The organism is Methanococcoides orientis, from assembly GCF_021184045.1.
GTDB lineage: Archaea > Halobacteriota > Methanosarcinia > Methanosarcinales > Methanosarcinaceae > Methanococcoides > Methanococcoides orientis.
Genome location: NZ_CP073710.1, coordinates 1859950 through 1885062 on the forward strand (window position 1 = coordinate 1859950; position 25113 = coordinate 1885062).

General features: G+C 42.8%; 20 protein-coding genes. 14 read left to right on the top strand and 6 right to left on the bottom strand.

All coding sequences use genetic code 11. The features are described from left to right. Window positions 1-32 precede the first annotated feature (32 nt). The 8 genes from J7W08_RS09045 to J7W08_RS09080 all read left to right on the top strand — a co-directional run bounded on the left by J7W08_RS09045 (window position 33) and on the right by J7W08_RS09080 (window position 6306). Entirely contained in the window at window positions 33-821 is a 789-nt protein-coding gene (locus J7W08_RS09045) for a DUF166 domain-containing protein (RefSeq protein ID WP_233085750.1), read from the top strand. A 27-nt stretch (window positions 822-848) separates the two neighbouring features. Continuing rightward, window positions 849-1169, top strand: a complete 321-nt coding sequence (locus tag J7W08_RS09050; protein ID WP_375141046.1) for a CGGC domain-containing protein — start codon at window positions 849-851, stop codon at window positions 1167-1169. A 30-nt stretch (window positions 1170-1199) separates the two neighbouring features. Next, window positions 1200-1568: an ATP-binding protein gene (locus tag J7W08_RS09055; protein ID WP_048195709.1), complete on the top strand. Its 369-nt coding sequence runs from the start codon at window positions 1200-1202 to the stop codon at window positions 1566-1568. A 6-nt stretch (window positions 1569-1574) separates the two neighbouring features. Continuing rightward, window positions 1575-2549 carry a formylmethanofuran dehydrogenase gene (locus J7W08_RS09060; RefSeq protein ID WP_233084165.1) on the top strand — a complete coding sequence of 325 codons (975 nt, stop codon included), beginning with the start codon at window positions 1575-1577 and terminating at the stop codon, window positions 2547-2549. 117 nt (window positions 2550-2666) lie between these two features. Beyond that, window positions 2667-3158, top strand: a complete 492-nt coding sequence (locus tag J7W08_RS09065; protein WP_233084166.1) for a metal-dependent transcriptional regulator — start codon at window positions 2667-2669, stop codon at window positions 3156-3158. A 300-nt stretch (window positions 3159-3458) separates the two neighbouring features. Further along, window positions 3459-5495, top strand: a complete 2037-nt coding sequence (feoB, locus tag J7W08_RS09070) for a ferrous iron transport protein B (RefSeq protein WP_233084167.1) — start codon at window positions 3459-3461, stop codon at window positions 5493-5495. Next, a complete protein-coding gene (locus J7W08_RS09075; RefSeq protein WP_167879762.1) occupies window positions 5492-5656 on the top strand; it encodes a hypothetical protein in 165 nt (54 codons plus the stop codon). The genes feoB and J7W08_RS09075 overlap by 4 nt, the downstream gene beginning before the upstream one ends. Further along, entirely contained in the window at window positions 5653-6306 is a 654-nt protein-coding gene (locus J7W08_RS09080) for a metal-dependent transcriptional regulator (RefSeq protein WP_233084168.1), read from the top strand. The genes J7W08_RS09075 and J7W08_RS09080 overlap by 4 nt, the downstream gene beginning before the upstream one ends. Before the next feature lie 13 nt (window positions 6307-6319). Here J7W08_RS09080 and J7W08_RS09085 read toward each other — a convergent pair whose 3' ends face one another. Continuing rightward, window positions 6320-6637 (bottom strand): cupin domain-containing protein, encoded by a 318-nt coding sequence (locus J7W08_RS09085; protein WP_233084169.1) that lies wholly within the window; start codon window positions 6635-6637, stop codon window positions 6320-6322. Between the two features lie 233 nt (window positions 6638-6870). Between J7W08_RS09085 and J7W08_RS09090 the strand changes: the two genes are divergently transcribed. The 4 genes from J7W08_RS09090 to J7W08_RS09105 all read left to right on the top strand — a co-directional run bounded on the left by J7W08_RS09090 (window position 6871) and on the right by J7W08_RS09105 (window position 13414). Then, the gene (locus J7W08_RS09090; RefSeq protein ID WP_233084170.1) at window positions 6871-8034 is read left to right on the top strand and encodes a nucleotidyl transferase family protein; all 1164 of its coding nucleotides are present in this window, start codon (window positions 6871-6873) and stop codon (window positions 8032-8034) included. 146 nt (window positions 8035-8180) lie between these two features. Beyond that, on the top strand, window positions 8181-12314 hold the full coding sequence (locus tag J7W08_RS09095; protein WP_233084171.1) for a DUF7286 family protein: 4134 nt from the start codon (window positions 8181-8183) through the stop codon (window positions 12312-12314). After that, the gene (locus tag J7W08_RS09100) at window positions 12311-12907 is read left to right on the top strand and encodes a sarcinarray family MAST domain-containing protein (protein ID WP_233084172.1); all 597 of its coding nucleotides are present in this window, start codon (window positions 12311-12313) and stop codon (window positions 12905-12907) included. The genes J7W08_RS09095 and J7W08_RS09100 overlap by 4 nt, the downstream gene beginning before the upstream one ends. 81 nt (window positions 12908-12988) lie before the next feature. Then, window positions 12989-13414 carry an HIT family protein gene (locus tag J7W08_RS09105; RefSeq protein ID WP_310742485.1) on the top strand — a complete coding sequence of 142 codons (426 nt, stop codon included), beginning with the start codon at window positions 12989-12991 and terminating at the stop codon, window positions 13412-13414. Between the two features lie 53 nt (window positions 13415-13467). Here the strand turns inward: J7W08_RS09105 and J7W08_RS09110 are convergent, their stop codons facing one another. From J7W08_RS09110 to J7W08_RS09125, 4 genes are all read right to left on the bottom strand, one after another. Continuing rightward, entirely contained in the window at window positions 13468-16392 is a 2925-nt protein-coding gene (locus J7W08_RS09110) for a DEAD/DEAH box helicase (RefSeq protein ID WP_233084173.1), read from the bottom strand. A 1-nt stretch (window position 16393) separates the two neighbouring features. Then, window positions 16394-16789, bottom strand: a complete 396-nt coding sequence (locus J7W08_RS09115) for a (deoxy)nucleoside triphosphate pyrophosphohydrolase (protein ID WP_233084174.1) — start codon at window positions 16787-16789, stop codon at window positions 16394-16396. 797 nt (window positions 16790-17586) lie between these two features. Continuing rightward, window positions 17587-18906 carry a PAS domain-containing sensor histidine kinase gene (locus J7W08_RS09120; RefSeq protein WP_233084175.1) on the bottom strand — a complete coding sequence of 440 codons (1320 nt, stop codon included), beginning with the start codon at window positions 18904-18906 and terminating at the stop codon, window positions 17587-17589. 315 nt (window positions 18907-19221) lie between these two features. Beyond that, window positions 19222-19728: a hypothetical protein gene (locus tag J7W08_RS09125; RefSeq protein ID WP_233084176.1), complete on the bottom strand. Its 507-nt coding sequence runs from the start codon at window positions 19726-19728 to the stop codon at window positions 19222-19224. A gap of 586 nt (window positions 19729-20314) precedes the next feature. Between J7W08_RS09125 and J7W08_RS09130 the strand changes: the two genes are divergently transcribed. Then, a complete protein-coding gene (locus J7W08_RS09130) occupies window positions 20315-22972 on the top strand; it encodes a PAS domain S-box protein (RefSeq protein ID WP_233084177.1) in 2658 nt (885 codons plus the stop codon). Window positions 22973-23222: 250 nt separating this feature from the next. Further along, the gene (arsM, locus tag J7W08_RS09140; RefSeq protein ID WP_310742486.1) at window positions 23223-24272 is read left to right on the top strand and encodes an arsenite methyltransferase; all 1050 of its coding nucleotides are present in this window, start codon (window positions 23223-23225) and stop codon (window positions 24270-24272) included. A 95-nt stretch (window positions 24273-24367) separates the two neighbouring features. On the opposite strand, the gene J7W08_RS09145 is transcribed toward arsM, so the two are convergent. Further along, window positions 24368-25048 (bottom strand): HEAT repeat domain-containing protein, encoded by a 681-nt coding sequence (locus J7W08_RS09145; RefSeq protein WP_233084178.1) that lies wholly within the window; start codon window positions 25046-25048, stop codon window positions 24368-24370. Between the last annotated feature and the right edge of the window lie 65 nt (window positions 25049-25113).

Genomic DNA, 25113 nt, shown 5'->3' on the forward strand with positions numbered 1-25113 from the left:
TGCTTATTTTCCTGATTGATACAGAGGAGACCATGCAGATCAGCTTTTATTATACCGGAGAGTTCGGAAGGAAAGTTATCGGCAATGTGGTGAATTCCAGCACATTCTGCACATCATGTGGAGAACTTTGTGACCACTGCAGAGAGAAGAAGAGATCGTATGCTGACCAGATCGTTGATATTTATGAATTCCCCGCCGACCTGCCACAGTTCATCGAAGAACCTGAAGAATACCTGCCTGAGAGCATGGGCAAATGTGATCTGCTGATCGCCATGGACCTTCATCCGGACATTCTTTCCGTTCTGCCGAGGATGGCAGAGATGGCAGGTGCAAAGGCTGTGATAGCACCAATAGAGGTTCCAAAGCTTGCCCCTGCCGGACTTGTCCAGCAAGTAAAGGAGACCCTTGAATCAAAAGGAATCGACTGCGAATTCCCAAAGCCATTCTGCTCACTTGTAAAAACAGGAAAGCACCTGATCGATGAATTTGTAGACATGGGATTTGGCAAGCCGCTGCTTGTCATAGAGGTCGATAAAGAAAGGAACATATTCACACATGCAAGGGTACTGAGGGATGCACCATGTGGTTCCACATGGTATGTCGCCAAAAAACTTGGATGGTCTGATATTGAAATCTACAAGGAAACCGTATCCGGAGCACACCACGCATACCCATGTACTGCAAGCATGGACAAGGACCCGCAACTCAAAGATACCATCCTGCATGAAGCCGGATACATAATCAGGAAAAGCGTTGAGGAAGCGGCCAATATTAAAATTAAAGAAATGGACGAAGACGTTTCGTCTGAAGATGAAAAATGAGGTGAGAATATTACCGAACACAAACCTGTGAAGATAGCGGTTCTCAGATGCGATATCGTATCCGAGGCATGCCCGGGAACAGGATGTTTTAAAGCTTTCAATGAACGGAGAGTAAAGTTCGCCGACTATGATAATAATACACAGATGGTTGCTTTCTTCACATGCGGAGGGTGCTCAGGCAGACGCGTATTCCGCCTGGTGCGCTCCCTGCAGAAGAACGGAGTGGATGTGATACACCTGAGCTCATGCATGCAGATGAAGAACTACCCCGAGTGCCCGCATATTGATACTATCAAGAAGACCATAGAAAATGCAGGCATCAGGATCGTTGAGGGAACACACCACTGATAACTAATAATTGAAAATGGAGAGGATACAATGGTTAAACGAATGATAGTTAAGATCGATGAGGACAAGTGTACAGGCTGTGGACAATGTGTTTCTCCCTGTGCTGAAGGAGCCATACAGATAATCGACGGCAAGGCAAAGGTCGTTTCCGAAGACCTCTGTGATGGCATGGGATTCTGTATCGGCGTCTGCCCAGAGGGTGCCATCACCATCGAAGAGAGACAGACCGTGGAGTTCAACGCTGAAAAAGCAGAGGCACAGCCAAAGAGCACTGATGTATCCATCAGGTGCTTCAGCTGCGGTGCCGGGGAAGATGAGAGGTACCTCCTGCCCATGAGGCATAAGATGGAGAGCCTCTGGGTCTGCACACGCTGTCTGCCCCAGCTTATCCATGGGTGAATCAAATTGATAGAGCTTGGACTTACCTCAAGAGAGGATCACCTGTGCGATTACACGTTCAATTTCTACTGGCACGAAAAGGAACTTGAACCCGACACAGTGATCCCGTCCCAGAAAAATACTGAGTATACATACAGACAGCTAGTTGACGAACTCAAGAAAGGAGAGGACGTTCACATAAAGGGAAGTGTTGGCACAAGGTTCGCATATAGCCTCGGGGTCGACCTTGCACATTTTGGCGGGACTGGCAAGACCGAGCCTGCCGGACGTATCTTTGTAGACGGAGATATAGGACCGGAATCAGGGATGTCCATGTCAGCAGGTGCACTTTACCTGACGGGAGATATTGAGGAGCCACTTGGAAACATCATCGAGGTCAGTTCCGATGAGGAAGGATACAGGAAGTTCATTTCCATCACGGAGCTGCTCTGTTGCAACAGCTCCGAAGTCCCCATTGAGAACAGTTTCGATGCAGGAGGTAAGAAGCTTGTACTGACAGACAACATCCCTCGCGGAACCCTTGCTTCAAGATGTAACTGCAATGCAGAGATCATTGTCGAAGGGAATGTTCACAACGGCACAGGACTCCTGATGGAGAGCGGCACAATCACGGTCAGAGGTAATGCAGGGCTCAACACCGGTGCACATCTGAACGGCGGCAGTGTTGTCGTAGAGGGCACTGTCGGTGAATTTGCAGGTGCTTACATGAAAGCCGGTGTCCTGCTGTTCAATGATGCGAAGGGATATGCAGGTGCAGGTATGCTTGGCGGCACCATCTATTCCAGGAAGAAGATCCCACCCGCACCCCCTGCTGAGAAAATGAGGATGGGAGGCAAGGACAGCTCCGCCGTGAGAAAACTTACAGGTGCGGGCCGCGTGGAGTCCATGCTTTACAACAAGTACGAGGTCGGCGAGGAGAAAGCGCAGTATATCAAAGTACAGATGAGGGATGGTTCCATCGTTTTACGTAAGGTGGACTGAAAGGCAGTACTGATACCACTACTGCTAACACCAGTAACTGTTTTCCTGACATAACATATATAAGACGTAACATTGTATCCTGATAGTATTAGATATACCGAAAAAGGTTGGATGCACTTGACGACAGAAAGAACTGAAGATTACCTGAAGGCCATTGACACCATAATTGAGAAGAAAGGATACTCGCAGGTGAAGGATATTGCAAGGTTCCTGAATGTCAGCCCGTCCAGTGTTACCGGAATGTTCAAGAAGCTCACCAAAGAAGGGTACATCAATTACGAGAAATACGGAGGAGTTACACTCACTCCGGAAGGAAAGAAAATTGCCAGGAGCACAAAGGAAAAATACAGCGTCCTGCATGAGTTCCTGATCCTGCTGGGAGTTGATGAGATCACAGCCGATGACGATGCATGCAAGATGGAGCATGCGGTGACACCCCAGACACTTGAGAAACTGACAAAGTTCAGTGAATTTGTAAATTGTAAAGATGAAATGCCAAAGTTCTTCCGCCATTTCAAGGAATTTTGTGAAAAAGGTGAGATCTCCGGCTGTAAGAAAATAACTGGAAAGACCTCTTTAAGCAAAAATACAAGGAAAGAATGTGAATAACTGTATTGATGCAATAGTAGTAAAATAAAAAATGATCATCTTTTCCAGTTGCTGATTTTAGTTTTAGATGGGCAGTTTTGACTGAATATAATTTATATTTATATTCTGTTTTTTGTTGAAACGGCCTCAAAGCAGTTTCAAATTTTGCCCTAACCTATCGTTTTTTAACATTGATAGATCTCCAGATCCCTTTACTTTTTTAATCCGGCATATATTGTTAGGCATGCCAAAACTTATATATGACTGTGAACAATTGTGCAATAAATTAGGATAGCCTAAATATTGGAGGCTTGCGAACAAATGTTTACCAAATTAAAAAAGAAAAGGTGTTGCGATCTCGAAGACAATGCTGAAAGCGGTCTTGAAAAGATAATTCTTGTAGGAAACCCAAACGTAGGCAAGAGTGTTATCTTCAACCATTTCTCAGACAGCTATGCAATTGTTTCAAATTATCCGGGAACTACAGTAGCAATAAGCAAAGGGAAGGGGAAAATAGCAGGCAAGCAATACGAGATAATCGATACTCCCGGGATGTACTCATTATTGCCGATTACAGAAGAGGAGCGCGTCTCACAGAGTTACCTCTTTGACAGTAAACCATTTGTTTACCTGCATGTTGTAGATGCCAAAAATTTGCAGCGCATGCTTCCCCTGACACTCCAGTTAATAGAAGCAGAGGTGCCCCTCATACTTGTCCTGAACATGATGGATGAGGCTGCTGAGAAAAGCATTGAGATCAATGAGGCTAAACTTGAAAATGAGCTGGGAATTCCCGTAATCTGTACGACCTCAATTAAGGGAGAAGGACTTGACAGGCTTGAAAACGCAATCGCCGATTATGACATTCAAAATGTCTATAACAAAGTAAAGTACAGCAGGGGAATTGAATCTGCAATTGAAGAGATATCCTCATTGATAAGATCTGAATTCGGAGTCTCAAAAAGGACACTTGCACAGTTGCTTCTTCAGAATGACAGGGTTGCTTTTGAGAAGATCGTCCAGAACAATGAAGATGTCAGTTCTATCAAGAAGGTAATAGAGGAAACGGAAAAAAGCTACACTGATCCACTTAATTATGTCCTTACAATAGAAAGGCAGACCTTTGTCAATGATATTGTCGACCCTGTGATGAGTACGACTAAAAAGACAGATACGCTTACAGAAAATACTGAAGAAACATCACGAACAACACGAGCATCACTTCGGGAACGTATTGACAGACTCCTTATACACCCTATCACAGGAATTCCGATATTGTTACTGATACTCTACTTTGGGCTGTACAAGTTCGTAGGCGGATTCGCAGCAGGTACAGTTGTGGATTACCTTGAAGGAACCCTGTTCGGGGAGATGATCAATCCGTGGATCATCGAGACCTTCAATTCCATAGTCCCATACCCGGTCATCCAGGATCTCTTTGTAGGTGAATACGGCATACTGACACAGGCTGTGACATATGCAATTGCACTGGTCATGCCGCTTGTGGGTGCATTCTTTATCGTATTCTCCATAATCGAGGATACAGGTTACCTCCCACGTCTTGCAATGCTGATTGACCGTGCTTTCAAGAAGATGGGAATGAGCGGCAGGGCTGTCATCCCGATGGTACTTGGCTTTGGATGTGCCACAATGGCAACCATGGTTACACGCACCCTTGAGACAAAAAGGGAGAAGATCATCACAAGCATGCTGCTCTCACTGGCGATCCCGTGTTCCGCACAGCTTGGTGTCATACTGGGCATACTCTCTTTCAGTTCAAAGGCACTGCTGATATGGGCTTTCGTCATCGGCATAGAACTTCTGTTCATAGGATTCCTTTCATCAAAGGTGTTACCAGGGAAAAGCCCCAGTTTCTTCATGGAGATGCCACCACTGAGGCTTCCGAAGCTTTCGAACGTGCTTATTAAGACCTATTCGAGGATGCAATGGTATTTCCTTGAGGTACTCCCCCTGTTCGTGGTCGCGAGTGTACTGATCTGGATAGGAAGGCTTACCGGACTGTTCGAACTGGCTGTCAGGCTATTCTCATACCCTTCACAGTGGATAGGACTTCCAGCCGAGGGTGGAGTTATGTTCCTATATGGGTTCTTCAGAAGGGATTTCGGTGCTGCCGGCCTGTTCGATATGTACAATGCAGGGATGTTGACCGAGATCAACCTTGTCGTAGCTGCCATCACACTGACATTGTTCATGCCATGTATAGCACAGTTCATGGTAACCGTGAAAGAGAGAGGACTTAAGATAGCCCTCGGAATGGCTGCGTTCATCTTCCCGAGCGCTTTTGCTGTGGGATATGTTGTGAACTACGTCCTGACAACGTTTGGAGTGGTGCTATGAAGTGCCCCCTTTGCAGCCATGAGTTCGATCAGCCTGACAAATCAAAGTGTACAGGCTGTGGGAACTTCAGTTCATGCAATATGCAGCGCTGCCCGAAGTGCGGATACGAGATCCCGCGGGAAACAAAACTGGAAAAAATCATCAGAGGGATATTCAAATGAAAATAAGTGAGAATGCGGAAGAGGTCCTGGAAAGGATGTGGGTATGCATAAACGAGCAGGGCACAGATCCTGTGAGCATGGGATCTCTCGGACTGAAGGAAACCTCACCAGAGATACAGGAACTGCTCAGGATCGAGAATATCACACTTTCCGGATCACATGTCAGCCTTACAGAGGAAGGTACTACAAACGGCAGGACCGTTGTCAGGAGGCATCGTCTTGCTGAGAGGCTCCTTGCAGATGTGCTGAACACGAAGGACAAGTATGTGCACAGCTCCGCATGTGATTTCGAGCACATACTGTACCATGGAATCGATGAGAACGTCTGCATCCTGCTGGGACATCCACGCACATGCCCCCATGGAAAACCGATCCCTGAAGGAGAATGCTGCAAGAAAGCAAAGGAAGAGATCGAGCATGTTGTTGCCTCACTTTCATCCCTGAAGAACGGACAAAGCGGTAAGATCGCTTACTTCAATATGAGGGAAGAGGAAAAGATGCAGAAGATGCTGGCAATGGGAGTGCTGCCTGGGATTCCGGTAAATCTTGTCCAGTCATATCCGTCCTATGTTTTCGATCTTAACCATACAAGATATGCGGTGGACAGGGAAATTGCCGACAGCATATATGTAAGGATAAAAAGGGACTGAGAACAAATTTAGCTCAATAGTGTACCGCCAACCACAGGGTTTCTGTCGTGTCACTGGTCCAGATGACCCTGTGTTTGCAGTGGGCTGGAATATTAATATGGTCGCCGGGATTAAGGTACACCACCTCCGAATCTTCGAACAGCAACTTCGCCTCCCCCTGCAACACCATGACCCATTCACTGCGGTCCTGATCGTACCATTGACCCTTCGGAGTCACATGTTTCTTTGAAATAATGCGCTCGACCAATAGCCCATCTTGATCTACCAAAGGCTCGAACACTTCTTGGGTCAGATCGGCTGGTATCTGGTTAAAAATATTATGTTTTTCCATGACATACCTCATGGGGTCGATCAATAAAAAGGACACCTTAAGGCGGACTTATATTGTTCAGATCATAGCAAAGTAGCTATTTCATCAAGGGCTTTTTCCCGGCAGAGTGATCGAGAATGGCATTTCGATCATCAAAAACTTTATTTGGTTTTCGACACAGACTCCTGCTGATGTAGAAAAGAGAGGAACATCCTTCAGGTCAAGGTAAGGAAGACCTTTTACATGAGATGGTCATGCATATCCACGATCAACCCTGCCGGATCGTTCTTGCAATTACCGGAGGAGGAGCCGGGACTATCGAACAACTTTTAAAATACGGAGGAGGTTCCGCAACCCTTCTTGAAGCTACCGTGCCATACAGTTCCAAAGCGCTTGATGATCTTATCGGTAGGAAGCCTGATAAATATGCTTCACCGATGACTGTAAGGGCCATGGCCATGGCAGCGTACCGCCGCTCATTATCCCTTTCAGAAGATGATGAACTGATCAGGAACAAAGATCTGATGGGCTTGGCAGCTTCCTGCAAGCTTTCCACAGGAAGTGATGAACGTGAAGGCCGCGAACATGAGATATATGTTGCCGTTCAGTCCTTTGACAGAACAGTTGTAAGGAGCCTAAGGCTCGGAAAAGCGCGTTCAAGACAGGAAGAGGAGCACATTGCAACCTGCATGGTAATAGATTCCATCGCGAAAGAGTGCGGCTGGGATGGAGAAATGCTTCCTGACCGGCTGTTGGGCGATGGTGAATTCATCAAAGAGAGAGAAGCAAGCGTTTCCGAAGAGATCGCACAGATGCTTGCACGCCCGGATAGCATCATGAAACGCCCTGACCTCAAGCACGATGTTTTCAGGTTGAACCTCAAAGGCGAGGAAGTTGCTGATAAACCAGAGATCATCTTTTCAGGCTCTTTTAATCCATGCCATCGCAACCACATTGTGATGGCTGAGCAGGCATTCTGGAAACTTGGGAAAAAAGTCCATTTTGAGATATCCGTCACGAATGTGGACAAGCCTCCGATAGACTTCATATCGCTTCAGGAAAGACTGGACTCACTCAAGGAATACAGGGACAAGGATTTCCTGGGAAATATTTACCTCACTGTTGCCCCCCTTTTCATCCAAAAAGCGCAGATATTTGAGAATACCACTTTCATCATCGGAGCGGATACCGCCAACCGCCTGTTCAAGGTTAGATACTACCGCAACGAAGATGACATGAAAAACATGCTGACAGAGTTTCGGGAAAAGAACATCCATTTTCTGGTGTTCAGGAGAAAGGACGTGGAACTGAGGATCGAAACTGAGATCAGCGACCTGTGCGAGATCGTGCCGCTGGAAGATTATGAGGATAATGGCATTTCATCCTCTGCAATCAGGAAAGAAATGGACATTGAATGAGACCTCTTCCTGCTTCTTTTTGTAATTTTTAACTTCTAAAATAATAGGGTTGCTGCTATTAAATATTTATATAAATCATTAACCTGAAGACTTGCAGAACACCCTGTCCCCCTAAGATAAAATGAGGACAGATGGCAGGTGAAGCCATGAAAAACGAAGCTGTGCGACACCCACGAACTGCACAGGAAAGAAAAACGAAGCGACCCGCATACAAGTTTTGTAGATCACTGAAAAAAGTGAGCTTACTTGCCCGTAATACCGATGCGTACATCCCATTCTCTGTCATCGGCATCTTTGTAATACTCGGAGCTGTGCTCACCTCAGCATACTTTCTGCAGACGGATTACGACATTGCACAGACGATCTACACCACTGAGAAGACAGATCCTGAAAAGGTAGCTATCGGATTTGCTTCTGCGGACCTGTCCCGATGCCTCAATTATGCAGGGATGGAAGCCCTGAAATGGAAAGGTGAGCACCCGATCATCCAGCCTGTGGCCACTTCGGGAGGTACGACCTCGGAAGATGATTTCATGGTCAACTCCCGCACCCATGACCTTGAGGTTGGGGATACATTAAGTGTTCAGGTCGACCTGCCTTCGGATGTGTGGTACAGCATATCCTCCCTCTGGAAGGACCAGAACATCATACTGAGGATAAAGGACAGCAACGGCCAGATCATAGATTCCGTAGACTACGGTGAAGCTGTCAGCATCTGGAAGACGGTGTCCTTTGAGGAGAACTTCCTGCTGCCACAGGATATCGATCCCGGCTACGGTGCTATTGAGCTTGAGTGCGGAGGCAACGTGAAGGCCACCGACTGGTTCAGTGTTGCCATGAACCCTGTGAAGGACATCTCTGCAAAGCATTTCAACGAGCTGATCACAGGAAACTACCAGTACGACCAGTATGTCTATGACAAATATGCCATCAACGTGGAACCGGACATCCAGCCTCACCAGATACTCATTGAGGAGATCAACGGGACACTTGAAAGGCAGATAAATGATGACAACCGGACCTATTCCATCTATTACACATTCTCTATCCTGGACCTGAACTATACCCTTGTTGAACTTGAGACCGGGGAGTCCTTCAACCGCAGCATGGATATCTCCACACTTGTGACCTCAAGGGAACCGCTTCTTGAAGAGCTTACTACGGAATATGAACGCTCACTGAACAGTGCCGAGACAGCGAACATCGTCCTCGGTGCCATGAACATACGCTCGTTCACCTACGGACCCTGGCAGCACTATGCCAATGGGCCACTGAACATCATCACAAATCCGGCACTGGCATCTGCGGTCAATGCCGGGACAGCCTATTCCCAGAAACGGACGTTCGATTCGGTGGATCCCTGGGCACTGATGTACACCACATACTACAATGGCAAGGTATTCTACGAGGATGTGCACGGAGCTGCTGACGAGTATGATATGAACAGCTCTAACGGCTCTGCAAACCTGACATCCACCTACGACAAACTGGCAGAGAACAACTCGTTCAGCGTGGACATCGAGGAAGGCATTGCCCAGTCGATGACAGAGACCGGCACGACCTTTGAGCAGGTGGATGAACAGTCGACGATCCGGGTGGCAGCATCGGATTACATCCCGAGCCTGGTGGACGGCTGGGTGTTCAATGACCACGTCTGGACCGATGAGCAGGACCTTGTGCACGATGTTGCCCGGGAGGTATATTCTGCCGGGGTGCAGGCACAGGTCTTAAGGGACGGTTTCAATGATACCGTTCCGCTGTTCACGGACACCAAAGGAGAGGTGGATTCGTCCTCCTATGACTGGCACACAGTATTCTGGAAAGCCTCGTATGATATCGAAGGAAAACATACCGGGGCCATCGAACCATCATATTTGTGGGATGAAGCATGGCGCCGGTCATACGACAAGACAGTCAACCCGAAGATCAAACCACCCAGAGGAAGTCTCACCAGCTGGAAGGTAACTGATGCTACCGTGTCCCTTCAGTCGGTTGATGCAGAAGTAACGATCACGCCGGTGTTCCGTCACAGGGAGAACGACAACGTTACCGGGGTGGTGCGCAGTGACGGATACCTTGAACGCGAAGACCATGTTTTCGACTGGAATGTGACATATAACATAGACTACCGTGTCACTTCGAAATGGAACATATACTACAAATATTACTATACCTACAAATGGAAGGAGATCACCGGCTATCAGACCACTGAAAGCGGCGGAAAGATACCGCAATACAGCCATCATTCATCAAGCAGTACAGGATCGAAAACAGAATATTACACTACCACTGAGAACCGCGCGACCTCACACCTTGAGACTGAGACCGAAAACTTAAGCATACTGTACCACAAGCGTCCGCCCACAGGAACCTACGAGGGCATGGCATCCTACGCCGACCCGGTGACCCGGGAGTACCGCATGACAAACATAGATATCGACGGCATCGAGCGACAGGACCCTTCCTGCAGTGATGCTGCTGACAAGTACAAGGAGCAGTACATCGACATCCACCAGATCGAGACCCGCTACATGCTGTTCCCCAATGACTTCTACATCCCGGAGCAGAAGGTGGAGTGCGATATACCGGACTGGCTCCACAAGATGATGGCAGACGAACTGCTGGAAATGGTCGGCTCCATCGAGGCAGCGGACCCGGCGGTGAACGTATCCCTGATGGACGACCCCGATGCAGACCCGACACTGCTCAGGTACGAGGCCGCAAAGGAGCTGACAGCCGACCTCAGGGATGATACTGAGATTTACGTGAACAGACAGCAGCACCTGATAGACGGTGAGATGTACACCAGCAGCAATGCAGCCCGCTATATTGCAAAAAATGAGGCTTACCTGAAGCTGATGGACGAGATCGAATCACAGAACCGGAAGCTGAACAGCGACCTCAATGATTACCTGCTGGAGAAGCTCACCGAAGCGAACGTTGACATCCCCGGCCTTGACACAGGAGCACTGGACAGCGTGACCTCCGGCTCACTCTCACTTTTCAACAACCCTGCCGTGAGCATGGCAGGCACTGCACTGGGAACCGAGATGGGGATCATCGATACCATGACCATCACAGGCATGCCTGAGAGCAAGTACAACTGGACCGAAGGGATGACACTGGTGGTGGACCAGTACCCGGACTACCTTTACCATGATCCCGAGTTCGACCTTAGTGGAGAATACGAGCTCAAGGACCCGAAGGGAATGACCATCTACCCCCTGGGCGTGAAGAACACATGCATCTTCTCCACCGGCATTGCAGATGACATCGCCGGCCTCCTGGAAGAGACCAGTTCCCCGGTAAAGGAAGCGACTGCACAGATGGTAAGCAGCAGCATAGAGGACCTCAGTACAGAGGTCAAATCACTGGAGCAGAACCTGAGCGAGCAGGCTATCCCCCTTGACACCACAGCGCTGGACCAAAGAATCAACGGCCTGACCACCACCTACAGCAGCCAGATGAGAGAGGACATCCCCGAAATGGTCGCTCAGGAAGTGAAAGCCGACCCTGTGGTATCCCTCTGGATCACAGAGACAGAAGTTACAACCATCACACAGAATCACCTCAACAGCCTGTCAAACAAAGAGATCATCAACCAGTCTGCCGACGGAACACTCCCCACCGGCATCTCTGAAAAACTGAGAGCCGAGATCATAAAGGACAATCCAGCCCTCACAGGAGATGAGATGGATGCGGTCCTCAACCGCCTGGACACCGATGTCCGCGTGGGAATCGCCGAAGGTATCAGCGCCGTGATAATAGATAACAGCGCAATGATCGACGCCTCCTTTGAGGCCATCAGCAACGAACTCCAGAAACTGACAGACGATGCCACCACACAGCTGAGCGAGGACGTCGCGGACAAGGTCAACAAACGCCTGGAAAGGACCATGAAGCACGTCCCCATGGGATTGCCTGTACTCCCCCCGCACTGGATGTTCACCGTCAATGTCTGGACGTATGATGTGATCGGCAAGTATGAGTATTTCAGGGTGACCGATAACGACAATGAGGTTATTTTGAACACTTATATCGGGCATGAAGGGCAGGTGTATGTGAGAAAGGAAGAAGAGATATACCACCCATTCAAAACTGATGAGAACGGTTATCCTCTAAAGATTGGCGATAATAAGAATATAGCATTTAAACAAGCCGGATATGCTGGTACAATCGTAGGTGTCAGCCAAAAAGGCGTAGGAGACAAAATTGGAGGAAGAGTTGAAGAGTCAATTGGATACTCCGACCTTTCATTTGAATTTGGAGAATTAACATGAGATATAGCTTATTGGTAGTTTGTCTAATCCTGATATTTAGTATTTTTTCAATATCCCCCACTGCTATAGCATACAATCCATATGGGGAAATATACACATACGAAGCTTACTACAATGACGAAGTTTTAGAGTTAGATGCTGCAAAACCAACACTGAAAATAGATGAACCTTTCAAAGTTAAAGTCGAATTTACTGTGTACAAAGAATACAAAGTTTCAGGAAAATTAACAGAAATTGGATCTGGGAACTTTGAAGTTGTAGAGGGACCATCTGAAATGGACACATACTCTGTAGCATATTTAAATCCAAATGAATCACATACTTTCGAATGGACTGTCAAACCAACAGAAGAGTGGGCAGGTGGATCATTGCCATTGAATTTTCATTACTCAATTGTAGAAAAATACAATCCAGAACCAGTCGTAAATGATGAGTTTACAATTGTCTATCCCTACATCTCCACCGAATACTACGACGCCCCCGAAACCACACAAACAGAACCCCCGGAAACCGACACAAACCAAACCCCAGCATTCACCCTCCCGACTGCCCTACTGGCAATAGCACTTGTTGCCCTGCGCAAAAAGTGCTAATCACTTTTTGGAAACAGACGCAGATTTTAAAATAATTTGCCAGTAGTGGAATCCTATATATAAGTGAAGACTGCATTATTTGTGAGGAGTCGAAATATGGATTGTCTGTTCTGCAATATAATAAAGGGAGATATCCCATCCTACAAGGTCTACGAAGACGAAACGGCCTATGCTTTTCTTGACATAAACCCCTGTTCCAGAGGACACACAGTAGTTGTCCCGAAAACACACTACGAAAACTTCACCGACATGCCTGCTGAGGAAGTCGGCACACTTTTCGCCACCGTAAGGATGATCGCAAGACTGGTAGAGGATGCCGTGTCAGCAGACGGCTCGAACATCGGCCTGAACAACAAGGCCGCTGCCGGCCAGCTTGTCCCGCATGTCCACATCCATATCATCCCCAGATTCGAAGAAGACGGCGGCGGATCCATGCATTCAATTGTATCCGTAAAGGGCGCAGCGGATGATCTGGAGGAGATGGCGGAGCTTTTGGTGATGGAGTAAGAAAAAACTGAGGATCAGGTGTTTGGCAGGATATTAAGTCCAATCAAACTCCATTAACTACTTGGTGCTGTAATGTATTCGTAAATCGAATCTTCAACAGGATGGTTCATCCTATATCTTACTTTTACAACTGAAACATTTTTATTGTTATCATCAAGCAAAGTAGCCTCTTCGAAGCTTTCATCTATGGGAGTCACATCGCCCATATAGTAGAAATCGTTGCTTTCACCATTGCTTTTTTTGATGAATAAAGGCAATCGAAGTCCGTCTCTGTAGTTTCTTATGGTAGAAACATCTTTGCTATCCAATTTTCTTCTAGATTTAGACATCCATTCAAATTCAGAATTATTGACAAAACCTTCTTCATATTTTGTAGTACTCGAAATATGCTCTTCTTTGTGATAGTTTACGAATATTGGACAATTTGTTTTTTGAGGACTAATTAGATAGCCTCCAACATTTTGTGCTAAAGGATTCTGATCCCAGTTCAGAATTCTAAAAACGTCCTTCCTAGAATATTTCTGATACAATACGAAACCATCAACATATTTTTTTTTGTCAAAATTGCTATCATAAATTGTTTCTGAATAGTTCAGCATATCATTTACAAAACGCAAGAAGGTCTCATTTTTGAGTAAGTCTATAAATTTATCACTAAATGAGATAAGTCCATTTGCATAAGAAACTATATTTAAATCATATATTTCACTTACACTCACTAGTTTTCTATTATGATTTTCAGTTACAAAATCAAAATTGATATTTTTGATACATGATTCTATTGTTTCATCAGAAATTGAGATTCCATATTTATCAAAAATAATTGCTTTAAATTCTTCCTTTAACAGAATATTTTCAGAAATCAGTTTTTTAAGAATAATAACTTCCTCGACCCTCTTAGTGTTTGCAATTTCATTAGAGAATAACTCTAGTAGCTTGATTTCCTTTTGAGAGAGTTTATTTTGTAAGGATTCTTCTTGACCTGATACAAAGTTAAAATAGGATTTTGAATAGTTTACATATAATTGTGGATCTCGGGAACCATGTTCCACAAAATCCATCATCATAGGAATTGTACCAATCTTGAATTTCAAGAGGTCATAATCTTTTACAAGGTCTTTTTTGAGATGTAAATTTGCTTTGTCTATTGCTGCAAAAATCCTGTCATGCGTAATTTTATCAAAATTAATAGTTGAAGCACCCGGAATGAAACTGCTTCCACTTAGCATCAGTTTACGCAACGTATCCTTGTTGTAAGTAGTGTCTCCGTATAACGCAATTGGAACTAAGTAGCTATTATTGTAATTACCGATGAAATCAATCACAGTTAGGTATTCTTTATCGTTAGCTTTACGCAATCCCCTTCCTAATTGCTGTACAAAAATGATGGCTGATGCAGTGGGTCTCAACATAATGATTTGATTTACTTTTGGAATATCCACCCCTTCATTGAAGATATCAACAGTAAAGATGTAATCTAATTTTTCAGATGGATCATAACTTTCCAATCTGTTTATTGCATCAATTCTCTCTTCCTCACTGTTTTTGCCAGATAATGAAATTGTCTTATATCCCCTTTCATTAAATGCATCAGACAATCCCTGACTTTCAACTACACTGCTACAAAAAATGAGTCCTCTCACACAGCCATTGTCACAGCCATAAAATTCAGCTTTTTCAATGATCCTAGCCACACGTTCTTTTGCTGTTAACAAAGAAAAAGCTGAATCTTCTTCTAAAACTTGACCATCTACAGTAACATCAGTTACACCAAAATAGTGAAAAGTCGATAACATTTTTTCTTCTAAAGCTCTATGCAGACGGATCTCGTATGCAATATTGTGTTCAAATTGAGAAAATATGTCAAAACCATCTGTCCTTTCAGGAGTAGCAGTCATACCTAACAGAAATTCTGGTTTAAAATAATTGAGGATTTTTTGATAAGTTTCTGCCCCTGCTCTATGGGTTTCGTCTATAACGATATAATCAAAATGCCTTTCATCGAATTGACTTAAATGTGTATCTCTTGAAAGGGTTTGGATCGTAGAAAATATAAAATCAGCATCAAGTTCTCTTTTATTTCCTGAGTAAATACCCATGCTTCGAGATTTTCCAAAAATCTTTTTGAAGCTCTTCATAGCATTTTCTGCAATGTTTCTTCGATGTACTACAAATAAAAACTTTTTTGGATTATATGCTTTCACATCAAATGCAGACAGATATGTTTTCCCTGTTCCAGTCGCAGAAATTAATAAAGCCTTATCTTTATTATTTGACCTTAAATCTTTCAAGTTTGTCAATGCTTCTTTTTGCATTGCATTGGCAGTTATTGAATCATTGTGGCGATCTTCGATGCTGTTTCTTGAATTTGAAATGATTTTCTTTTTCAAATTATAATCTAATGCATAAGAATTAATGAATTCATCATCCACCGATACAGCATTTTCAAACTCATTTTTAAATTCTTTAATTGAATCAGCTATCAATTTTGAATCACACGTAGCTGAAATTTTCAAGTTCCACTCTCTATTTGAGCATAATGCATTAGCTGTAAGATTACTACTCCCAATAATCAAATTATATCGATTGCTTTTTTTGAATAGGTATCCTTTTGCATGGAAATTACAGTTTACTGCTATCTTTAAGTCAATATTTTTAAACTTTGATAAAGACCTCAATGCTTCTGGCTGAGTGAAATATTGATATTGAGATACCAATACTTTCCCATTAATTTCAGCTTTTTCAAGTTCTTCAAATGAATTAATTAAACTAGTTACACCACTTTTTGTTGCAAACGCTACTGAAAACCAAAACTCCTCACAATTTTTTAATTCTCTAGATATGGTCTGTAGTACTTTTTTCCCATTATCAGTATCATTTACTAGTAATTCTGGGAGAAACTCTTTTTTTGAAGTTAAAGACTGGTCAATAAAGCCAGTTTTCAAGCTATCTAATAAAGATACAGGAAAGTTATCCATTTTAACATTCCTTCATTAATTTTGAAACAATTGGAAGATCCGCTTCAGCCCAATCCAAAATTGATAAATTTTCTGTATTTAACCATTTGAACGCAATGTGTTCTTTCAGATTAAATGTTGAATTTAAGGCACTGCAAATGAAACTGTGCATAGTAACACTAAAATCAGGATACTGATGATTTACAGTAAGAAACTCCCTCTCAATTTCTATATTTATATCGAGTTCCTCTAATAATTCACGTTCCAATGCTTGTTCTTTAGTTTCATCAGGTTCTATTTTTCCACCTGGGAATTCATATTTTAAAGAAATATAATCGTATTTTCCATGATCCCTTTGAACACATAGAACTTTATCATCATCCATGATTATTGCTGCAACTACTTCATAGTGCTTCATTTGTTTTGTACATCCCGGAAAATATGATAACTGAGATAATTAATAAACCTTTTTAAAATTAACAAGGGTCTCTATTATTTTTCAAAAACACAACGATCAGAATAAGGCTAAACAAAGCACTATAGTATAAGTCTTTTAGAAAATACAAATATTCCCGCCCAGATTTCTTCCAGCTTGTAATAGAGAATAGTTACCTGCCCGGCCTGTTTGGATTAAGAGAGAACTGTGAAGTCGGCCACGATGAACATATTGATGCATTGATGCCATGATTCCGGTATTGCCCTGAAAAATGTGCCTCTGCATATTGTTTTTACAATCACTTCATACAGAAATACGGAGGAAAGGATTTAAATATAACATGTTAGATGGTATACCCAAATCCAATGCAAATTTGTATTGAATGTTATGAAGTGGTGGTAGTCATTCAAGATAAAAAAATTAAAATAATAATCGTTTCGTTAGTCGCAATTTCTTTGTTGCTGATATATAATTTAAGCTCTCTTTTAGGAAGGAATATAAGTTCACATAAAGCGATACCCTTGCTTTTGGTCACAGTGGGATTTGCGACCATCGGGACGCTCTACCTGCTGGAAGCCAGGAGGACTAAACCGGAAAAACGGCAATGAAAGCGACCATGTTATCGAGAGCTAAGTCGTCCTGTCAGAGCGCTGTGGTTTTCTTTGAATGTCCGGGATAAGATACTCCACAATCATTTTTTAAAAACAAAAGGGAAAAGTGGGGTTGAAGTACGATGAGAAAAATAAAAATGAGTATTCAGCAAATGAGATACTGATTTTTTAAAAGTCCGAATTCAGAGGCTTTGTTGGGATAGTAAATCCAAATGTACTTCCGTTTTCAACCTCACTTTCAACCCAGATCTCGCCTCCATGCGTTTCTACGAAATTTTTAGCAATCGCAAGCCCAAGGCCCACACCTCCGTATTTCCGCGTAATTGAGCCATCAAGTTGTACAAAGGGTATGAAAAGTCTTTTTTGTTCTTCTGAAGAAATGCCAATACCTGTATCCCTTACAGAGATTTCCATGAACTGGTCGGATCTTTTTGCTGTTACTGACACAGAGCCTTTTGGTGGTGTGAACTTTATAGCATTTTCAGTAAGGTGGTATAAAGTTTGCTTGATCTTTTCCTTATCTGCATATATAGTTCCTAAATTTGTATCAATATCAAATGTCAGGTTAATGTCTTTTGATGCAGAGAAAGGCATCAGCGATGTTTCAACTTCCTTAACAACATCCGGTACACTGAATGGATTAACCTCAAGGTTCATTTTCATAAGCTCAATATTGGAAATACTCAATACATTGTTGAAGATACCCAATAATTGCTTCCCGTTCTTCAAAACGATTTTAGCACATTTCATCTGTTTTTCAGTTAAGTTCTCATCAACCAGCACATTCGAAAAACCGATGATTGAATTTAAAGGTGTTCTGAGTTCATGGCTTACATTCCTTAATAACTCAGTTTTTGCCTTGTTGGCAGCTTCAGCGGCGAATTTTCCATCTATCATTGCTTTTTCTGCCTTTTTGAACTCGGTGATGTCCACCGACGAACCCATTATACCCAGGGGTTCACCATCTTTGTTCAATACCATGTTTGCCGAAAGGAGTAGCGGAAATTCCGTACCATCTTTTTTTATACCTGTCACTTCCCCTTCCCACCTTTTTTCAGAAAGCAACGTTCCCAGAATTTTTTCGGCTCGTCCATTCCTCTTCCAAAATTCTAAAATGGGTCTTCCCAAAATTTGGGTTTCATCATCATATCCCCACAACCTGAGAAACGCAGGATTAACATAAGTCAAATTGGCATTGAGATCTGCAAAACCAATGGCATTGATGGATGTTTCGACAGCATTTTCTTTTATTAAAAGTTTCTCTGACAACTGCTTTGTTTTATGGTTCACTGATTGATAGCCCAGGATTGAAAAAATAGGTAAATAAACACAAAGCGCTGTGACCATTATCAGGAGATATGATAAAGGCAAGTCCGTCGCAACATAAATAAGTGCAACTATAATTATGATTGAAAATACGACTATGCCGTAACAGACAACCATAAATAGTTTCCAAAGATCTTCCTCTCCCCAGGACAGCCGATCCATAATAAATAATTGGAATTAAAAATATATAAGACGTGTTATTGACTGCATGAGTAATCCTCAATTTATGAGATCTCCAGCCAAAAACAGCTTATGGATTATGGTTTGGGAATCTTGAGATTCAATTCACCATATTTTCAGTATTCTCAACTGTTGCAACCCTCATGATGTGGAAGAAATTCTCGTCGTATGCTGTGTTGCAGTGACAAATGCATGACAAACATCATGAATGGGTGTGGAAGGGAGTAAAGACCTGATATTATTTATCAAAAATGAAAATAGTGTGGTCAACATTTGGACCAGATCACCAAATCGCTCTTAATGCTCCTCATCCGGTAAATGTGCACAACCCTGGCGCCTAAGTTTTGCAATACACTTATCAGCGAGTTCTCGTCCAATATGTAAATTTGAGGCTTTCCGGTAAACATCTTCAAGTAACACTTTATCGGAAGGGGAAGAAAGTCGGAGCTGGTCGATTATTTCACGTATGACCTCTATATCTCCACTTGAAACTGTCACCTCTTTATTGTCGGCAGACAGTTCCTTTTCTTTAATTTTTTCAATTGAGTTAGCTTCTAAAACAAAATCGCCGGTAGTAGATGTTGATCTGAAGTCTGCTTTTAGTACCCCGGTTGCAATGATCTTATCTTTAACATTAACAGCGTCCACCAGATCCCCTTCCAGATGAAGGATCAATGACCTTGGGTCATAAACATTATCGAATTCCCTGATCTCGATCTGCTGAGAATTATTTATGGTTGAAACTTCACCCTCAACAGAAATTGTATTTGAAATGTCCTTGCTTCTAATATCTCTTATTTTCAAAATTCCACTCCCGCTAATATGAATAACATGCTCAGCCTATTATTTATGTTGCATCAATACCTCGAATCACGCGGAACCACAACTTTTAGTGATGTTATCAACGCTGTTCACTCATGAATATGGGAACTCTATACAATATAATTCCCATCCTTATTCTCAAAAAATGCATTGCATCATAAATTCCGATCATTTGCCTTTGCCATAGAGTAAACTTCGTATTTCGATGACGACAGCTTGACCAGGAATTGATCAGGAAGCACCAAACTGTCTTCAAAACAGGTGTAACATACTGTACATACACATTGCGAAAAATACACCGATCATCTTAAATATTATTGCATTGTAAAATATTTTTGACCCAGAGAAAATTGGAGTTAGCATTCAAGTACAAAATTATAACTCTCACAATTTCATTACAATTTGTATTTTAAATATATTACTAAACTTGAAATAAATAATATTTAATGTAATTAAATGGAGACCACTGGCAATGATTGGATGTTCTATATACAGGAATGAATCTCCAAATAAATTTACTACAGATTATTTGGAAATCCCGGATGAAATTGTTAGCAAATGGCAACATATGCTTGACCTAACATCCAAAGTTTTTGATTTACCAGCCGGTCTTATCATGAGAATCCATCCTCTTGAAATAGAGGTTTTTGTTGCCAGTAATACAATAAATAATCCATATGAAAAAGGTGAACTGGCATCATTAAATACCGGCCTGTATTGTGAAACTGTCCTGGCTACTAAAAAAATGCTGTTAGTACCGGATGCGTTAAGAGATCCCGAATGGGATCACAATCCGGACATTGAGTTAGGAATGACATATTATCTTGGTTTTCCAATAAACTGGCCAAACGGTGAGCCTTTTGGTACGATATGTGTGTTGGATTCCAAAAATAATCCAAAGGCAACTCAGTACAAAGACTGCCTTTTTACAGTCAAGAAAATTGCAGAAGATGATCTGAACTCGCTGATTAAACAAGAGAAAAATATCTCCACCCTGGAAAATAGAGCCATCTTGACCGAGGAACGCTATCGTGTATTGTTTGAATCATCTTCCGAAGCCTTTTTATTAATCGACAAAAAAGGAATTGTCGACAGTAATAGAACGGCTCTGAATATGTTCGGATTCTCAACAAAAGAAGAGTTTATCGGACTACATCCAGCGGACATATCACCCAAAAAGCAGCCAGACGGGAAAGACTCGCGTATTGCTTCGCAAGATAAGCTCTCAGAAGCATTCAAGAAAGGGTTTGCCAAATTTGAATGGGTTCACCGCAGAAAAAATGGAGAGGAATTCCCTGCTGAAGTGTGGCAAACATGCTTTTCGTTGGATGATGAGCAAATTCTGCAGGTTACTGTAAGGGATATCACCGAACGTAAACAGGCAGAAGAAGCACTGCGAAAAAGTGAAGGGAAATATCGCTCCCTGTTCCAGCATAACAGCGCTGTGATGATGATAATTGACCCGGAAACCGGAAACATCATGGACGCAAACCCCAGTGCATGCTCATACTATGGCTACAGCAAAAAAGAACTCAACCAAATGAAGATAAGCGATATCAACATGCTCTCAAAAGAAAAGGTCTTAGAAGAGATAGAAGATGCAAGATCTGAAAAGAAAAAACGATTTATCTTCACCCACAGGTTGTCCGGCGGAGAAATGCGCAATGTTGAGGTCTACAGTTGCCCAATAACGATCAATGATAAAAAGCTCCTTTACTCGATCGTTCACGATGTCACTGACCGCAAAAGGGCAGAGGAGGCACTGCAAAACAGCGAATCAAAACTCCACAGTTTTATGGAATCAGCCACCGAAGGCTTTGCATTATTCGATTCACAAATGAATCTGATGACTATTAATGAAACCGCATTAACGATATATCAAGATGAAAACACTAAAGAAAATCTGATAGGAATGAACATTCTGGAAATAGCACCGCATCTGAAGGAAACGAACCGGTACAACAGCTACCTGGATGTTTTGAGAACTGGCGAGCCATTCCAGATAGATGAACTTGCATCCCCCACCTTTGGAAAGAAACACGTCTCGGTCAGGGCTTTCAAAACTGCTGGTGGTCTAGGGTTCATATTCACCGACATAACCGAACGTAAGGAAGCAGAGATCGCCTTGCAGAAATCTGAACATAAATTCAGAACATTTTTTAATAATTCTAATGATTCAACTATAATATACAATTTAGATGGTCAAATCCTGGAAGTTAACGATGTTGCTTGTGAATTTACGGGTTACAACAGGCATGAGATGCTTTGCATGTCGAAGATGGACCTGGATTCTGCTGAATATGCTCTGAAGGTAATGGACAATATTAAGAAATTGCAGGAGATAAAGCAATCCATATTTGAAAGCGAGATCATTTGTAAAGACGGACGCCTTGTCCCTGTAGAATTGAGCACCCGCATTATTGAGTATACTGGCAAACCAGCCATTCTCAGCACTGCCAGGGACCTCACCGAACGTAAGAAAACTGAGGAAGCAATGCTTAATGCCAAACTTGCTGCAGAAGCTGCCAACCTTACCAAGACCGAATTCGTCTCAAACATGAGCCATGAACTGAGAACCCCTCTCAATTCAATCATCGGATTCTCGGATGTACTTTGCAATGAGAACTTTGGTATCCTGAATGAGTATCAGAAAAAATATGCATCTAATGTTCTTAAAAATGGAAAGCATCTTTTACAGCTGATCAACGATATCCTATCCGTATCAAACATTGAAGCCGGGGAGATGGAACTTCATATTAATGAATTCTTTGTATCAGATTATATTGATGAAGTAGAAGCATTGATGATGCCTATTGCATCAGAAAAAAGCATTGAACTGACATGTAACATCGACATTGAAACGCCTATCATAAAAGCAGACATGGTAAAATTTAAGCAGATCCTTTACAACCTTGTGAACAATGCCATTAAGTTCACAGATCAGGGAGGAAAAGTGACAATTGGAGGAAAAGTGACAGGGGATTTTGTGCATATTTCAGTAACGGACACCGGCATTGGCATTTCACCAGAAAATCAGGATAAACTGTTCAACCCTTTCTATCAGGTGGATTCCTCAACTACCAGGGAGTATGGAGGCACCGGTCTTGGCCTTCCCCTTGTCAAGAAATTTGTGGAAATGCATGGTGGCGACATTTGGGTTGAAAGCGAACTCGGGAAAGGAAGTACCTTCGGATTTAGTATACCCATAGATAGTAAACTTCAATAAGATCCATTCAGGGGTATTAGTCATAATATCACTGGGTCACCCACACGATGCCAGAGAGAAACAAACAAATGATATAATTTTGTTGTCTCAGCCTTATCAACTGCCGGACACATGATCCTGAAATGTGAGCATGCCCAGGTATTTGGTTTACATGAAGGATCCTGCAGAACCAGAATATTAAGCGTCAAAATGAGAGAGCTAAGGGTATTGGCAACAACAATATATGTATAAATGTGCATATATGCAATTAATGCAAAACGAGAAAGCTAAATTCTTCAAAGCACTTGGCGATAAAACACGCCTTACAATTGTAGGATGTCTACTAAAGCAGGACCACTGCGCATGTGATTTTGCAACAATTGCAGGAAAGGACCAGACAACTATATCCAGGCATCTGAAAATACTTTGTGAAGCCGGTATCCTGAGATATGAGAAGAATGGAAGGTATGTAATTTACAGCATAATGGATGATAAAATGAAAGAAAAACTTGAGAGATGCGGAGTTGAAAGTGTCGACTCATGCTGTCCGGACAGTACAATGGATGTAGATGCCAAGAAGGATGTTGTGAAGAAAAAATACAGCAACATAGCATTAGGTGTTGTACAGGGATGCGGATGCTGTGGAAGCCTCACAAATGAGCAACTGGCAGCATCCATAGGATATTCACCTGAAGAAACCCGATCATTCTCAGAAGCTAACCTGGGACTTGGATGTGGAAACCCTACAGCACTTGGAGAGATAAAAGAAAAAGACATTGTCCTTGATCTGGGTTCAGGTGCCGGATTCGACAGTTTTTTGGCTGCAAGAAAAGTAGGTGAGATCGGTAAAGTGATCGGCGTGGATATGACGGAAGATATGGTTGCAAAGGCAAGAGAGAACGCTGAAAAGTATGGGTTCAACAATGTCGAGTTCAGACATGGAGATATCGAAGATCTGCCTGTTGAAACCGGATCTATCGATGTCATCATGAGCAACTGTGTCATCAACCTCGCGCCTGACAAGTCCAGAGTGTTTAAAGAAGCATATCGTGTGCTAAAAGATAATGGCAGGATGTACATTTCCGATATTGTCCTCCTGAAAGACCTGACTCCGGAGGAAAAGAACAATGATGAACTCATCTGTTCATGTGTAGGAGGTGCATTGCTGAAAGACGATTACTTAAAGACAATAAAAGATGCCGGATTCCATGTTAGTATCATAGAAGAAGATAAAGATATCAGCGAAAGGCAGTATTCCGGATATCCGGTTGAAAGTCTTAAGCTCAAATTAGTTAAAAATGAGAATGAATTAATGAGATAATCAATGAATTTAGCCACAAGAGATTAAAAACCAGAAAAAAGAGGTTATAATTGGACACTATTTGTTTCAAACCCGACCCATCATTTAAATAATTCTTATGCAAACGAAAAAGTGCCATATACAAACCTCACAGGCACCTGGTAAACACCTCTTTTCTCCGCCTCAGTACTGATAATACGATACATCTCATCCATGGACGAAGTTCCGGGATTTACATCTGTCATTACCTCTATGTACCCGGTCTTTCGATCATGTCCTAGAGTCATGGAAGAATTTACGATAGGCGGAAATTCACTGAAATTTACACCGAAAACGATCTCACCAACGTTATTCCGGTAAGACCTCTGTTCCTCGGTCAGAGGGTATGGAAGCTCACCATAGGTCCCATATACCTCATAAATATCATTCAACGGCGCGAGAACGTATGCAGCATGATAGAGTATTAGCCCGTCATCACCATAGCTCAACTCCCTGAGAGACTCAAGTGCTTCTTCGTCCCCGAGATCACCAAGAGCAAGGATCGAAGCCATCCTGAGATGCTTATTTTCGGATTCGTTCATTGAAATATCCAAAAACAGCTCTGTTGTACCGTTATCACCAATCTTACCAAGGGATACAATTGCATTTTTTCGCATTTCAAGGGGCAGGTTTTCGTTTTGCACGACCTGTACAAGTGATCCAATTGTCTTTTCATCACCCATCCCCACAAGCTCATCCATTGCATTGGACCTGATACTTTCATTCTCGTTGTCAAGGTCCTCGATGAGAGAATCCACATTCGTATCCCCTGTACATCCCGAGAACATAATTAGTAAAGCAAAAAAGATCATTACAACAAATA